Origin of the sequence: Mesorhizobium sp. M0802 (assembly GCF_040320115.1) — a bacterium.
Classification (GTDB): domain Bacteria; phylum Pseudomonadota; class Alphaproteobacteria; order Rhizobiales; family Rhizobiaceae; genus Mesorhizobium.
In genome coordinates this window covers 83,072-96,809 of sequence record NZ_JAMYOY010000009.1, presented here as the reverse complement: position 1 = coordinate 96,809, position 13,738 = coordinate 83,072, and the positions used below count along the sequence as shown (strand labels likewise).

At 63.5% G+C, this 13,738-nt stretch carries 14 protein-coding genes; 4 read left to right on the top strand and 10 right to left on the bottom strand.

Annotation, left to right across the window (positions count from 1 at the left end; all coding sequences use genetic code 11):
- Positions 1-104 precede the first annotated feature (104 nt).
- Both NKI10_RS14915 and NKI10_RS14910 read right to left on the bottom strand, forming a co-directional pair.
- Positions 105-653 carry a YceD family protein gene (locus tag NKI10_RS14915; protein ID WP_352860691.1) on the bottom strand — a complete coding sequence of 183 codons (549 nt, stop codon included), beginning with the start codon at positions 651-653 and terminating at the stop codon, positions 105-107.
- 15 nt (positions 654-668) lie between these two features.
- Entirely contained in the window at positions 669-1,211 is a 543-nt protein-coding gene (locus NKI10_RS14910) for a ubiquinol-cytochrome C chaperone family protein (RefSeq protein ID WP_352860690.1), read from the bottom strand.
- Between the two features lie 115 nt (positions 1,212-1,326).
- Here NKI10_RS14910 and NKI10_RS14905 point away from each other — a divergent pair, with 115 nt between their 5' ends.
- The gene (locus tag NKI10_RS14905; protein ID WP_023669368.1) at positions 1,327-1,839 is read left to right on the top strand and encodes an outer membrane protein assembly factor BamE; all 513 of its coding nucleotides are present in this window, start codon (positions 1,327-1,329) and stop codon (positions 1,837-1,839) included.
- Positions 1,840-1,939: 100 nt separating this feature from the next.
- Here the strand turns inward: NKI10_RS14905 and NKI10_RS14900 are convergent, their stop codons facing one another.
- On the bottom strand, positions 1,940-2,980 hold the full coding sequence (locus NKI10_RS14900) for a helix-turn-helix domain-containing protein (RefSeq protein ID WP_352535650.1): 1,041 nt from the start codon (positions 2,978-2,980) through the stop codon (positions 1,940-1,942).
- Positions 2,981-3,188: 208 nt separating this feature from the next.
- On the opposite strand from NKI10_RS14900, the gene NKI10_RS14895 reads away from it, so the two are divergent.
- A complete protein-coding gene (locus NKI10_RS14895) occupies positions 3,189-4,103 on the top strand; it encodes a LysR substrate-binding domain-containing protein (RefSeq protein ID WP_023669366.1) in 915 nt (304 codons plus the stop codon).
- 58 nt (positions 4,104-4,161) lie between these two features.
- On the opposite strand, the gene NKI10_RS14890 is transcribed toward NKI10_RS14895, so the two are convergent.
- Positions 4,162-4,719, bottom strand: coding sequence for a hypothetical protein (locus NKI10_RS14890; RefSeq protein WP_352521820.1), 558 nt, complete (start codon positions 4,717-4,719; stop codon positions 4,162-4,164).
- Positions 4,720-4,794: 75 nt separating this feature from the next.
- Positions 4,795-5,256, bottom strand: coding sequence for an anthrone oxygenase family protein (locus NKI10_RS14885; protein WP_352860687.1), 462 nt, complete (start codon positions 5,254-5,256; stop codon positions 4,795-4,797).
- Positions 5,257-5,557: 301 nt separating this feature from the next.
- Here NKI10_RS14885 and NKI10_RS14880 point away from each other — a divergent pair, with 301 nt between their 5' ends.
- Positions 5,558-6,103, top strand: a complete 546-nt coding sequence (locus NKI10_RS14880) for a dTDP-4-dehydrorhamnose 3,5-epimerase family protein (protein ID WP_352860686.1) — start codon at positions 5,558-5,560, stop codon at positions 6,101-6,103.
- Position 6,104: 1 nt separating this feature from the next.
- Positions 6,105-7,103 (top strand): glycosyltransferase family 2 protein, encoded by a 999-nt coding sequence (locus NKI10_RS14875; protein ID WP_352860684.1) that lies wholly within the window; start codon positions 6,105-6,107, stop codon positions 7,101-7,103.
- Between the two features lie 77 nt (positions 7,104-7,180).
- Here NKI10_RS14875 and NKI10_RS14870 read toward each other — a convergent pair whose 3' ends face one another.
- The 5 genes from NKI10_RS14870 to osmF form a co-directional block, all read right to left on the bottom strand.
- A complete protein-coding gene (locus NKI10_RS14870; protein WP_023689501.1) occupies positions 7,181-9,322 on the bottom strand; it encodes a sodium-translocating pyrophosphatase in 2,142 nt (713 codons plus the stop codon).
- A gap of 260 nt (positions 9,323-9,582) precedes the next feature.
- Positions 9,583-10,350, bottom strand: a complete 768-nt coding sequence (locus NKI10_RS14865; protein WP_023700549.1) for an ABC transporter permease — start codon at positions 10,348-10,350, stop codon at positions 9,583-9,585.
- Positions 10,347-11,285, bottom strand: a complete 939-nt coding sequence (locus tag NKI10_RS14860; RefSeq protein WP_352860682.1) for an ABC transporter ATP-binding protein — start codon at positions 11,283-11,285, stop codon at positions 10,347-10,349. Before NKI10_RS14860 ends, NKI10_RS14865 begins: the two co-directional genes overlap by 4 nt.
- Entirely contained in the window at positions 11,282-12,445 is a 1,164-nt protein-coding gene (locus tag NKI10_RS14855) for an ABC transporter permease (RefSeq protein ID WP_023826074.1), read from the bottom strand. Before NKI10_RS14855 ends, NKI10_RS14860 begins: the two co-directional genes overlap by 4 nt.
- A gap of 316 nt (positions 12,446-12,761) precedes the next feature.
- The gene (gene osmF / locus NKI10_RS14850) at positions 12,762-13,673 is read right to left on the bottom strand and encodes a glycine betaine ABC transporter substrate-binding protein OsmF (protein WP_352860680.1); all 912 of its coding nucleotides are present in this window, start codon (positions 13,671-13,673) and stop codon (positions 12,762-12,764) included.
- Positions 13,674-13,738 lie beyond the last annotated feature (65 nt).

Sequence of the window (13,738 nt, the reverse complement as noted above, 5' to 3'; positions counted from 1 at the left end):
GAAAGAAATACGAAACTCGCGAAATTCGGGGGCTCGCGAAGGTTCGGCGAAAATAGCGGTTTTGGGCTGCCGCACAACCGGCTTTTCTGCGATCGCTTCGGGTTTTAGGATTTTCCAAGCAAGGATCGCAGCTTTTGCTGGAATTCATTCTCGACGGGCTCGTCCGGGCCGGCGGCATCGAGAGAGGCGCCTGCCTTGCGCGGATAGGGATCGATCGCCAGCCCGAAGAACTGTTCGGCGAGCGCACCGACGTCGATCGTGTCGCCGGAGAATGTTTCCGGGCTGTCCGGCCCGTCGGCGTCGAGCAGGATCTCGCCGCCGCCTTCGAACCCTTGCCGTCCGAGCTTGGATTGCTCCGGCAGGAACAGCGCCTCGACCTCCTCGTCGATATGGGCCGCGACCGGCTCAAGGGTGACGATGCAGGCCTGGGTGATATCAGCCTCGACGCGGCCGCTGACCTTGACGCCATTGCGCTTCCACGGCGCCACCAAAAGCTCAGCACGGTAGTTTTCGACCGAAAGCAGCTCGTGCTCGCGCGCAAGCATTGCGCGCTGCGCGGCGTCGGCGTCGATCACCACCTGCAAACCTTTGTGCGGCAGGCGGCCGACATTGGCCGCGAATGAGACCGGGCTAGGCGTGTCCACATGTTTCATCTTGGTCTCCCCTCCTCACTCCGCTTTCGCGACGGGAAACGCCACGGCACCGGAAACGATCAATTCGGACGGCTGTGCTTCAAGCTGCCTTGCGGCATCGATTACATAGGACGCCAGCGGCAAGGCTTGCGGCCAGGCGCCGGCATCGGGCCTGACATTGCGCGCCAGGGCGGCAGCAAGCGCGTCGCGGTCGCTGCGTTCCAGCGCGTCGTCATAGGCGGCGGTACGGCCGTAGAACATTTTGGCCAGCCTCTTCATGCGCTTGGGCACGCCGACATCGCCAACGCCCAGTTCCCGCAGCGAATGCTCGACATCGAGAAAGAACTCGTCGATCAGCACCTGCGCGACCTCATGCGCGACGCCCTCTTCGCCGCGCAGCCGGTGCTGAAACAGGAACATGTGCAGCGACAGCATCTCGAAACGGCCGAGCGGCGTATCCGGCACATTCCAGAGGGAATAAAACACGGTCTGCCGCGCCGCCGCCACGATTTGTGCGTAAAGCGCCTCGGTGATAGCGCGGTTGGCATTGCGTTCGCGGCCAAAAAGGCGCTGGAACATTGAGGGTGGTCTCCTGGGGACCGATTGTTTGAATGGGCCTTGTTGCATCGGCAAGCAAGCTGGTTTACCGGTTTTGCCGCCCAGCGCAAGTTGCGGCCAGCTAATGGAGTTGTTGTTGCGCGCGCTGAAATTCAAGTCGACTTTTCTGCCTGGGGCCACCGCCGCGGTTTCGCTGGTGCTGGTGGCTTCTGCGCTGTCGGGCTGCAATTCGTCCAAGATGTTCGGCGACCTTAACCCTAGCGAGACGCTGACGCAGGGCTATGTTATCGACCAGCAAGCGGTCGATTCGGTGCCGGTGGGCTCCAGCCGCGAACAGGTGCTTCTGGCGCTCGGCACGCCATCGACGAAAGCCACCTTCGACAATGAGGCGTTCTATTACATTTCGCAGACGCGCAAGCGCTATGTCGCTTTCGACAAGCCGCGCCTGGTCGACCAGAAAGTGCTCGCGGTCTATTTTGGCGAGGACGGGCGCGTCACCCAGATTGCCAATTACGGTCTGAAGGACGGCAAGATTTTCGACTTCATCTCGCGCACCACGCCGACCGGCGGCAAGGACCAGAACTTCCTCAGCCAGATCATCAAAGGCGCCAGCAAGCTGGCGCCCCCCATTCCTGGCGGCGGCGCCTAAGAAGCGACCGCCTTCCTCAGATTTTTGCTTCCCCCGAAGCGACACCATCTCAGGCGACCAAAAGCCCGCGGGAGCGATCCTGCGGGCTTTTGTTTTGAGGTTATGCGGCCGCAACACCCGTCGCGCTTTGCCGCGCGTGGCCTGTTCGGCCGCCGGGCTCCAGCGAGGCGCGGTGCACAGCCGCACTCTGCCGCGCTTCCGAAGGCGTCATGCCGAAATGCCGGCGGAAGGCGTGGTTGAAGGTCGAGAGATCGCCGAAGCCGGCGTCGAAGGCGATGGCGCCGATGGTGCGGTGTGCCAGGCGCAGGTCGGATAGCTTGCTGCAAACCAGCGCCAGCCGCCGGCCAAGCACGAACTGCGACAGCGAGGTACCCTCACCCTCGAACAGCTTTCTGATATAGCGCGCGCTGACGCGGTGGCGCCCGGCCAGCGCGTCCGACCCGACATCGCCGGAAGCCAGATTGCTTTCGATATCGGCTTTGATGGCGCGCAGCCGCGCGGCGCGTATGCCGCGGCCTGCGGCGACCTCGGTGGCGTCCTGCGTTGCCCCGACCACGACCGCGACAAGGTCCTGTATGTGCTTGGCGGCAAGCCAGCGCAATTCGGACGCGGCCAGGTTCGGCTCCTGCATCAGCAGACGGACATAGCTGGTCAGCAGCAAGAACTTTTCGCCCACGCATGACATCGGCGTCATCAGGGCGGCATCCGCATTCGCAGCCATGGGCCCGAGGGCTGCCTTGGGGATGGTGATGAAGAGATGATGCGACATCGCCCGCTCGATCACATGCGGATCAGAGGAGGACAGAAGGATTGCCTGGCCGGCCTCGATGCTGGCCTCGCGGCCGAGATGCGAGAAGGTGGCAGCGCCCTCCAGACACATGAAGAAAATGTAATCATCGGTCCCCTTGGCCATGGCGCGGGAACGGATGGTGCGGAAGGCGGTGGTCCTCGAATCGGCAATGCCGACGCCCGGCAGCCGCAGGATGGTCGCGTCGACGGAGAGCTTTTCCTCCGTGACGTTAAAATCCATGTCGGTCACCATCCGGCGCAACAGGTCGCAATAGACGTTTCGCCATTCCGCTCGCGGCCACATGGCGGTCGAAAAGCGCGCATACGCAAACTCGGGGGGTCGAATAGTCATGGGGTACTCCCAAGCGATTGTCTTCATTTCACTGTCGTTCGTAGTCGAGGCTCGTTCCATGAACGGCCTCTCATCCGACGGCGGCAATCGGGGGGCACTGGATGGCTACAATGATTTGCGCACTTGGACAAAAGACTATTTACGAAGCTATGGATGAGATTTGTTCATTCATGCTAAGGAACCCATGGGCAGGATCGGGTAACGGCAAATGACAAGACGGCTTCCACAACTGGAATCCATTCGTGCTTTCGAGGTCATTGCCCGGCTGGGCAGCTTCAAGCGCGCCGGCGATGAGCTGAATGTTACGCCAAGCGCGCTCAGCCACCGCATCGCCGATCTCGAAGCCGATCTCGGCGTGCTTCTGTTCACCCGCCATGTCCGCCGCGTCGAACTAACGCTTGAAGGCGAAAGATTGTCCGCGGGCGTGCGACGCGCATTGCTGGAAATCCAGAGCACGATCGCGAGTGTCGCGCGCAACGAGCGCACGAGGCTGAGGGTCACTGCCATTCCTTCGCATGCCGTGCGCTGGCTGGCCCCGCGCCTGCACAGGTTTCGCAAAAAGCATCCCGAAACAGAGATCGACATCAATGCGGATCTCGCAGTCGTCGACCTTTCGCAGCGAACAGTCGACATCGCATTGCGCTTCGGCGGCGGACACTATCCGGCCGTCGAGACCGAATGGCTGATGGCAGATGCGATCTTTCCTGTCGTCAGTCCCGACTATCTCGCCGCCAACGGCCCGGTCAGAGACCAGCACGATGTGCTGCGACTGTTCCGCATCCTCGACACGACGGCCGAAAATGACGAGAGTGGCGCCAATTGGCGCCACTGGTTCGAGAGAAACAATCTGCCGCTGGATACGGTTGGCGACGGCATGAATCTGAATGGCACCTTGTTGGCGGTCGAAGCGGCGGCGAGCGGTCTGGGCGTCGCTATCGCGAGGAAGTCGCTGGTCGAGAGCGATTTGCGCACCGGCAGGCTCGTCCGCCTCCTGACCACGGACATACCGACGAACTGGAACCACTACGTCGTCGTGCACCCGTCCATCTCCGCCTGGGAGCCTGCCAGATCGTTCATCAACTGGCTGAAGGCGGAAGCCGGCGACAGCGCCGGCGCCGGTTGACCTCGGCGGCCGTTTGGGAACTCTCCTCGGGAGGTCAGCAGAAGGCGCCCCCCGGTGCTCAAGGACTCATTGCACCGGCCGGTTGCTCATCCTTGCGGCCCGACTGGTTCGCGGCCTTGGCGGCAAGCGCTGCCGCCATCTGGCTCTCCAGCTCGCGCAGCTTGGCGTCGAGTGTCGCCATGCCACCCCAGCCGAATGTCGCGCGGTACAGCGGTGCGATCTCGGGCGTCAGGAATTCGACGAGGGTTTCGTCCTCGACCCAGACCTTGAGCACCTTGAACAGGCGGGCATCGATCAGCTCGCTATGCCAGCCCATGCGGGCGGCAATGCCCTGGATGGTTTCGGTCGAATTGGGCGTGCTGAGCAGCACATGCGAGCCGGAGCGCAGGCGCATGTTCGGGTCGAAGCCGATGCCGAGCGGCGCTTGCTGGTCCAGAACCGTGCCGCACGGCAGGATTTCGATCAGCGAGCCGAAATCGTCGCCGAGGCAGACAAACCATGCGCCCTCAGGAAATGGCGGCGACGGCGCACGAACCGCGGTGGCGACAAGCATTTCGGCAAGGACGCTGGCGACGGCCTGCGGATCGCGGGCGTTGAATGAAGCGTGATGCAGCATGGCAATACTCCTGTTTTCAACGGCGGCGGCCGGCAGAAGTGGCGACCCATGCCGCGGCGTTCCGTAAAAACTGAATCACCGGCTGAGCGTCAGGATGACCGCGGCAAACAGGCAGGCGTATTCGGCCAGTCCAAGCACAAGGCGCAAATTGTGGTTGGCCGCCCAGCTGTCGCGCGTCTGCGCCCAATCATCGGGGATGGTCACCGGCGTCCAGCTCTGCACCTGTTTGTTGAGCGGCACCTGACGGCTGACGGTGAAGCCAATGTCGATCACCACCAGCGCCGCGGCGACGATGGTCAGGATGCGCGGCAGGCCGGCATCGACCGCAAACATCGCCATCGCCGCGATCAGCACCAGCGTCGTCAGCCTGACGAACGGCATCACCCGGGTAAACGTCCGGTCGCGCATCTGATGCATGGCCATGTACTGGCCGGCGGTAAGATCATCGATGCGAAAATCGTGGATTACGCCCCAGACGTAGATGCCGGCAATAATTCCAGCCAGCGCAAGCGAAGCCGCCATCAAGAAAATGTCCATGTCTTTTCCCTGCCCGAATGTCGTTTCCCTGGCCAAAATCGCCGCAGAGGCGAGCCCGACACCGCGCCTATTGCAATGTCCTGGCCAATGGCCGGGGTATTAAAGCAGGCGGACGGTCCGGGCTTGGGTAGGATGGAACGATGTTTTGGGCAATGCGGCCCTCCAATTGCGTCGGAAACATCAAGTGCCGTGAGGTCGAAACCTATCAGCAAACCTTGACGCGTACTTGCCAGCGACCGGTCAAATTCGTATCAGACCGTGCTGGCCAATGGCGCATCACGCTGAATTGGGAGGAGCATCCGTGCCGGAAAAAACCCGGACAAAACCGACAGGCTGGATGGCGACCGGAACGGCTGACAGCCAAGTGGTCACGCCTGACTGGATGCCCATCGAGCCGGTGACGATCGATGGCGTGAGGGTCAAGGAGATCAGGCCGGTCGCAACCTCCACCGGCTATCTGACCGAGATCTTTCGCGAGGAGTGGGAGCTCGATTCGGAGCCGGTCCGCCAGGTCTTCCAACGCACCTTGTATCCCGGCGCGGTGACGGGCTGGCATGCCCATGCGGTGACGACCGACCGGCTGTTCTGCTGCGTCGGCAGCGTTCGCATTTCGCTGTTTGACGGACGCAAGGCCTCGCCGACCTTCGGCGCCGTCTGGCACAAGATTATCGGCCCGTTGCGCCCGGCGGTCGTCATCATTCCACCCGGAATATGGCACGGTGTTGTTTCGCTCGGAGCGGAGACGGCGGTGCTGCTCAACCTCGTCGACAAGGCCTATGCCTACGATCAGCCCGACCATTGGCGCCTGCCGCCAGACACCGACCACATTCCCTACAGACTGGTGTAGCGTGGAAGCATCGGCGCAGCGCGATCAGGCCGGCGGCGAACCGCTGGTTTCGATCGTGATCGCGACGCACAACCGGCCGGCAGCACTGCGGCAGGCATTGACCAGCGTCATGCGCCAGACGTTGCAAGACTGGGAAGCCTTGGTCATCGGCGACGGTTGCAGGCCGGATACGGCGGCCGTTGTCGCTGAATTTGACGATGCCCGCATCGTCTACATCGATCTTCCTGTCAATTTCGGCGAACAGTCCGGTCCCAACAATATCGGCTTTGCCAGGGCGCGTGGCCGCTTCGTCGCCTTGCTCAACCACGACGATCTGTGGTTTCCCGACCATTTGGCGGCGATGACCGGCTGGATCGACGCCTCGGGCGCCGACGTGGTGCTGGCGCGCGGTGCCGTCATCCAGCCGCCGTCGGCGGCCGGCAATCCTGTCAATTCGATCTTCGGGATCGGCAAGGATGGTTTTTACGACCCCGTCACGACGGAAGGATTTGGCTCGGCACACATGTTTCGCCGCGCTTCGTTCAGCCTGCTCGGACCTTGGCGACCCGCCAGCCAGTGCTTTTGCGAAAGCTCGCAGGACTGGCTGTTTCGGGCATGGCGAAAGGGCGCGGTGATCGCGACGATGCCGCACCTCACGGTGATCAAGTTGCATTCCGGCATACGCAAGGGTTCCTATCTCGGCGACAATGCGCAGGAACAGAAGGATCTTCTGGATGCCATGCAGACGCCGGACGCCTTGCGCGTGAAAATCCTTGGCTGCGCGGGCGAACCCATTCGCCTGGCGGCATCGAGTTATCTCAGGCGCAGGCTGATGGCGGCTCTTGGCATCCATCCCCGCGCCCGCGCCTTCCGCCGCAAGTATAAGCGAGGCGCCTTCCTTGCCAAGCTGCGGCGCCTGCGTGGCCTGGCGCCGATGCCTGAGCGCGAACCTGGCGTGAGCGAATTGCTGGATCGCTACCGCAAGCGCGGCGATGTGGGGACCGAGCCGGATGAGGGTTGACTGCCACTAGCGTAAATCTCAAACAAAAACCCGCGGGATCGCTCCCGCGGGTTTGTTCCTGAAGCAGTGGCGTTGCCTTAGCCGTGCGCGAGCACGGCCAGCAGCAGAAGCGCCACGATGTTGGTGATCTTGATTGCCGGGTTGACCGCCGGGCCGGCGGTGTCCTTGTAGGGATCGCCAACCGTGTCGCCGGTGACCGAAGCCTTGTGCGCTTCGGACCCCTTGAGGTGCTTGACGCCGTCCTTGTCGACAAAACCGTCCTCGAACGACTTCTTGGCATTGTCCCAGGCGCCGCCGCCCGAAGTCATCGAGATGGCGACGAACAGGCCGTTGACGATGACGCCGAGCAACGAGGCGCCGAGTGCCGCAAAGGCGGACGCCTTGGAGCCCGAGATCAGCTGCACGCCGAAATAGACGACGAGCGGCGCCAGCACCGGCAGCAGCGAGGGGATGATCATTTCGCGGATCGCCGCCTTGGTCAGAAGGTCGACGGCGCGGGCATAGTTCGGCTTGGAGGTGCCGGCCATGATGCCCGGATCCTCGCGGAACTGCTTGCGCACCTCCTCGACGATGGCGCCCGCCGCGCGGCCGACGGCCGTCATGGCGATGCCGCCGAACAGGTACGGGATCAGGCCGCCAAAGATCAGGCCGGCGACAACATAGGGATTGGAGAGGTCGAAGGAGACATCGCCCATGCCCTGGAAGTATGGATATTTGTCGCCATTGGCGGCAAAGAACTTCAAATCGTTCGAATAGGCCGCAAACAGCACCAGCGCGCCAAGACCGGCCGAACCGATGGCATAGCCCTTGGTCACCGCCTTGGTGGTGTTGCCGACCGCGTCGAGCGCGTCGGTGGAGTGGCGCACTTCCTTGGGCAGGCCGGCCATTTCGGCAATGCCGCCGGCATTGTCGGTGACCGGGCCGAAGGCGTCGAGGGCGACGATCATGCCGGCCAGGCCGAGCATGGTGGTGACCGCGATCGCCGTCCCGAACAGGCCGGCGAGCTGGTAGGTCGAGATGATGCCGCCGACGATGACGATTGCCGGCAGTGCGGTCGATTCCAGCGACACCGCAAGTCCCTGGATGACGTTGGTGCCGTGACCGGTCACCGAGGCCTGGGCGATGGAGTTCACCGGGCGCTTGTTGGTGCCGGTATAGTATTCGGTGATCACCACGATGAGACCGGTCACAACGAGACCGATCAGGCCGCAGATGAACAGGTTCTTGCCGATGATGGTCATGCCGGCGACGGTGCCGACCTCGCCCCAGCCGACGGTTGCCGAGGTAGCGACACCGAGACCGACGATCGACAGCAGGCCGGTGACGATCAGGCCTTTGTAGAGGGCGCCCATGATCGAGCCGTTGGAACCGAGCTTGACGAAGAAGGTGCCGACGATCGAGGTCAGGATGCAGGCACCGCAGATAGCGAGCGGATAGAGCATCGCCGCACCCAGAGCGGCGGTTCCGCCGAAGAAGATGGCGGCCAGCACCATGGTGGCGACGACGGTCACCGCATAGGTTTCGAAGAGGTCGGCGGCCATGCCGGCGCAGTCACCGACATTGTCGCCGACATTGTCGGCGATGGTGGCCGGGTTGCGCGGATCGTCTTCGGGAATACCGGCTTCGACCTTGCCTACGAGATCGCCGCCGACGTCGGCGCCCTTGGTGAAGATGCCGCCGCCCAGACGGGCGAAGATCGAGATCAGCGATGCGCCGAACCCGAGCGAAACCAGCGCATCGATGACGATGCGGTCATTGGGCTGCAGGCCCATCGGGCCGGTCAGGATATAGTAGTAAATCGACACGCCGAGCAGCGCGAGGCCAGCCACCAGCATACCGGTGATGGCGCCCGACTTGAAGGCGATGTCGAGACCGGCGGCGAGGCTGTTGGACGCCGCCTGCGCGGTGCGCACATTGGCGCGCACCGAGACGTGCATGCCGATGAAACCGGCGGCGCCCGAGAGCACGGCGCCGATCAGGAAGCCGACTGCGGCGGTGATCGAAAGCAGCCACCAGGCGAGCACGAGCACGACCACGCCGACGATGGCGATGGTGGTGTACTGGCGCGCCAGATAGGCCTGCGCGCCTTCGCGGATGGCGGCGGAGATTTCCTGCATGCGTGCATTGCCCTGATCGGCTGCAAGAACCGATCGTGTCGCCCAGATGGCGTAAAGGATTGAAAGCAAGCCGCAGGCGATGACGGCAGAAATGATGGTCATTGCCGAATTTTCCTCGATTGATGGCCCAAAAGAACCCCTCCCTGGGCCGTTGGTGCGGGGAGCGGATAAGCCTAGGCGGAATCCGTCCTTCGCAGCGGTGTATGCGAAACACGGCTCGGAACGTCAAGATATTGTTCGGTTTTTGCCCCGCTTTCAGCCAAAAGGTTTAGGCCACAACATTCCCATTGCCGATGCCCTGCTATTAGATCGATTGAAATGACGCCGCGTCAGTCAATGCTTTGCCCGCAGTCCAGCGAAGGTCAGTCGCCAGTCTCCTGCCCCATCTTGCGCGCCGTATAGCGCTCGATGGCGGACAGTCCGTCATAGATCAGCACCGCCAGCGCCGCGACGATCAGGCCGCCTTGCAGGACGAAGGCGAGATTGTTGGACAGCAGGCCGGCGATGATCACCTCGCCCAGCGTCTTGGCGGCAACCGTCGAACCGATCGTCGCCGTGGCCAGGCTGATCACCACCGACAGCCTTATGCCGCCCAGAATGATCGGCGCACTCAGCGGCAATTCAACCTTGATCAGCCTTTGCCAGCCGGTCATGCCGGCGCCGCGCGCGGCCTCCATGATGTTGCCCTGCAGCGTCGTTAGGCCGGTCAGCGCGTTCTCGAAGATCGGCAGCAGGCCGTAGAGAAACAGCGCAATCAGCGTCGGCTTCTCGCCGAAACCGACGGCGGGCACCGCCAGCGCCAGCACCGCCACCGGCGGAAAGGTCTGGCCGATATTGACCAGACTGCGCGACAGCGGCAGGAATTCGGCGCCCGCCGGCCTGGTCACCAGGATGGCAAGCGCCACGGCAACGATGGTTGCGGCGACGGTAGCGATCAGCACGGTCCTGAGATGCAGCAGGGTCAGCGTCAGCAGGCTGCCCTGATTGTAGATCGCCGGCGCATTGTTTTCGGTCAGCGGCTTCAACAGCGGCTCGAACCAGCCGGGATTGGTAACGAAGGCTATGAGAAGCACCACCAGGGCAAGCCTGAGCAGCGAAGGCAGCCAGGCTTTTAGACCGGCCCCTTTCATGCCGGTCTCGCCGCGCGCTTCACCAGCCCGTCGACGGTGACGCGGCCGAGAGGCTTGCCGTCTTCGCCCTTGACCGGCAGCGCCGGCCGGCCCGACCACAGAAGCTCGGCCAGCGCGTCGCGCTGGCTGGCGTCGCCTGGGATCGCCTCGCCTTCGGCAGACCCCTTTTCCACGGCGTCGCGCACGCGGCCGAGCGACAAGAGCCGGAACGGCTTTTCGCTGGCGCCGACCAGGGTTTCGACGAAGGCGTTCGCCGGCCGCGCCAGGATCTCTTCCGGCTTGGCGTATTGCACCAGCTTTCCGGCATCCATGACGGCGATCTTGTCGCCCATATGGACCGCCTCCTCCATGTCGTGGGTGACGAGGATGATGGTGGTGCCGAAGCGCTTCTGGATCGCCAGCAGATCTTCCTGCGCCTTGGTGCGGATGATCGGGTCGAGTGCGCCGAACGGCTCGTCCATCAGAAGCACATTGGGCTCGGCGGCGAGCGCGCGCGCGACGCCGACACGCTGCTGTTGCCCGCCGGACAGTTCGTGCGGGTAGCGCTGGCCATAGGCCTCGGGGTCGAGCTGGTAGAGTGTCATCAACTCATCGACGCGGGCCTTGATGCGGTCCTTGTCCCAGCCCAGCAGGACCGGCACGGTGGCGATGTTCTGCGCAACGGTGCGGTGCGGGAACAGGCCGTGGCCCTGGATGGCGTAGCCGATGCTGCGGCGCAGTTCGTAGCCGGGCAGCGAGCGGTTGTCGTTGCCGTCGAGCTTGATGACGCCGGCGGTCGGCTCGACCAGCCGGTTGATCATTCGCAGCAGCGTCGTCTTGCCGGAACCGGAGGTACCGACAATGACGCAAACCGTGCGCGGCTCGACGACCATGGACACGTCGTCGACCACGGTCGTCGCGTCATAGCGCTTGGTAATGCCTTCGATCTCGATCATGCCGTTTCAACCCTGCGCCTGGTGGCGGTCATTTCGATCACTGCGTCGAGGATGATGGCCGCGGCGAAGGCCAGCGCCACCGTCGGCACGGCGCCGAGCAGCACCAGGTCCATCGCCGTCTGGCCAACGCCCTGAAACACAAACACACCGAAGCCGCCGCCGCCGATGAGTGCTGCGATGGTGGCCAGGCCGATGTTCTGCACCAGCACGATGCGGATGCCGGTGAGGATCACCGGAAAGGCCAACGGAAACTCGACGCCGAACAGGCGCTGGCCATCGGTCATGCCCATGCCGCGCGCTGCATCATTGGCCGCGCGGGGTACGCCGGCAAGCCCGACCACGGTGTTGGCCACCACCGGCAGCAGCGAATAGAGGAACAAGGCAACGAAGGCGGGCGCGGTGCCGATGCCTCTGATACCGAGCGCTGCGGCACCCGGAACATGGGTGGCGACCCAGCCGAGCGGCGCGATCAGCAGGCCGAACAGCGCGATCGAGGGTATGGTCTGGACGATGTTGAGCACGTTGAGCACACCGGCGCGCAACCGTTCTACGCGATGGCATAGAATGCCGAGCGGCAGGCCGACGATCACCGCCGCCGCCAGCGACCCCAGCGCCAGTGTGATGTGCTTGGAGCCTTCGGCCCAGAAACTATCGGCGCGGTTTGCATATTCCTTGAGGATCGACAGGCTGTCCCACTGCCCCGATATCAGCAACAAGCCGATGGCCAGCGCCGCGACGACGAGCACGCCGACGCGGGCCGGTGGCGACAGGTTGAGCCTGGTCAGCACGTCCGCGAGCAACAATGTGAAGGCAAAGATCAACAGCCAGAACCCGGAAGCCGGCGAGATGCGGGCGAAGGTGTTGCCGGCCGGCATCAGGAAGGTGCCGGCGACACCGATCAGGATGGCAAGGGCGGCGAGCGCCACGACGCTTGCGGCCAGGCGCAGGCCAAGCGGGGTTTTCAGCAAGGCAACAATTGCGGCCACGACGACGACTGCCAGCAGCAGCGGCCCGATCGTTGCGGGCAACGCCTCCAGCATCGAGCGCGCCTGACCGGGGACGATACGATTGGCGCGGAAGGTGGCGAACGGGGCCAGAAACGCCGCATAGGCAACGATCGCCGCGATAACCATGCCGAGCTTGTCGAAACGCAGGGTCATGGATGCCCCTCATGAGGAGCGATTTTCCACGTTGCGCAGACTACGCTGATGATCGGCGAAAGCCGACGCGAAATCCGATCTCCCCCTTTGCGGGGGAGATGGCCGGCAGGCCAGAGGGGGGTGTGAAGGATCGCCAGCTTTCGAGCGTCGGCCTGTTCAGAAGCAACCCTGTCGAGGCACGCACCTGCTACCGGTTGTGAGGTCGGCGGGACAGCACCCCCCTCTGTCCTGCCGGACATCTCCCCCGCAAGGGGGGAGATCAGCAGCTTCCAGAGAGGGGTGTCTCGCACCAGCGTCACGATCAGCTATGCGCTGACTACTTCAAAAACCCGTTCTTCTTCAAAAAGTCCTCGGCGACACCCTTGACCGGCTCGCCGCCGACTTGGACGCGGCCGTTGAGTTCCTGCAGCGTGACGAGGTCGAGCTTGGCGAACACCGGCTTCAACAGCGTCTCGATCTCCGGATGCTCTTTCAGCACCGCTTCGCGGATGATCGGCGCCGGCTGGTAGACCGGCTGCACGCCCTTGTCGTCGGCGAGCACGACCAGGCCGGACGGCGCGATGCCGCCGTCGGTGCCGTAGACCATGGCGGCGTTGGCGCCGTTGGTCTGGTTGGCGGCAGCACCGATTGTCGCGGCGGTGTCGCCGCCCGAAAGCGTGATCAACTGCTCGGGCTTCAGCGTGAAGCCGTATGTGGTCTGGAACGCCGGCAGGGCTGCCGCCGAATTGACGAACTCAGCCGACGCCGCCAAAATCACCGTGCCGCCGCCGGCGACGTATTTGCCGAAGTCGGTCAGGGTCGCCAGCTTGTTGGTCTCGGCAACCTCCTTGCGCAGCGCGATCGCCCAGGTGTTGTTGGCCGGTGACGGCGACAGCCAGACGATCTTGTTGGCGTCATAGTCGAGCTTCTTGGCGGTCTCATAGGCCTTGGCGGCATCCTTCCAGACCGGATCGTCGGCCTTCTCGAAGAAGAAAGCGGCATTGCCGGTGTACTCGGGATAGATGTCGATCTCGCCGGCAGTGATCGCCTTGCGTACCACCGGCGTGCCGCCGAGCTGGATGCGGTCGGTGGTCTTGATGTTGTTGGCGTTGAGCACAAGCTGGATGATGTTGCCGAGCACGCCGCCCTCGGTGTCGATCTTCGAGGAGACGACCACCTGGGCATTGGCGGAGGCGGCCGTGATGCCGAGCGCCAACGCCGCGCCGGCCAGAATCTTGACTGAAAACATTGTGAAAACCCCTTGCTTTGGACCGAAATGCGGTGGCCGCATATGAGCATGGCTTCAACGCCCCG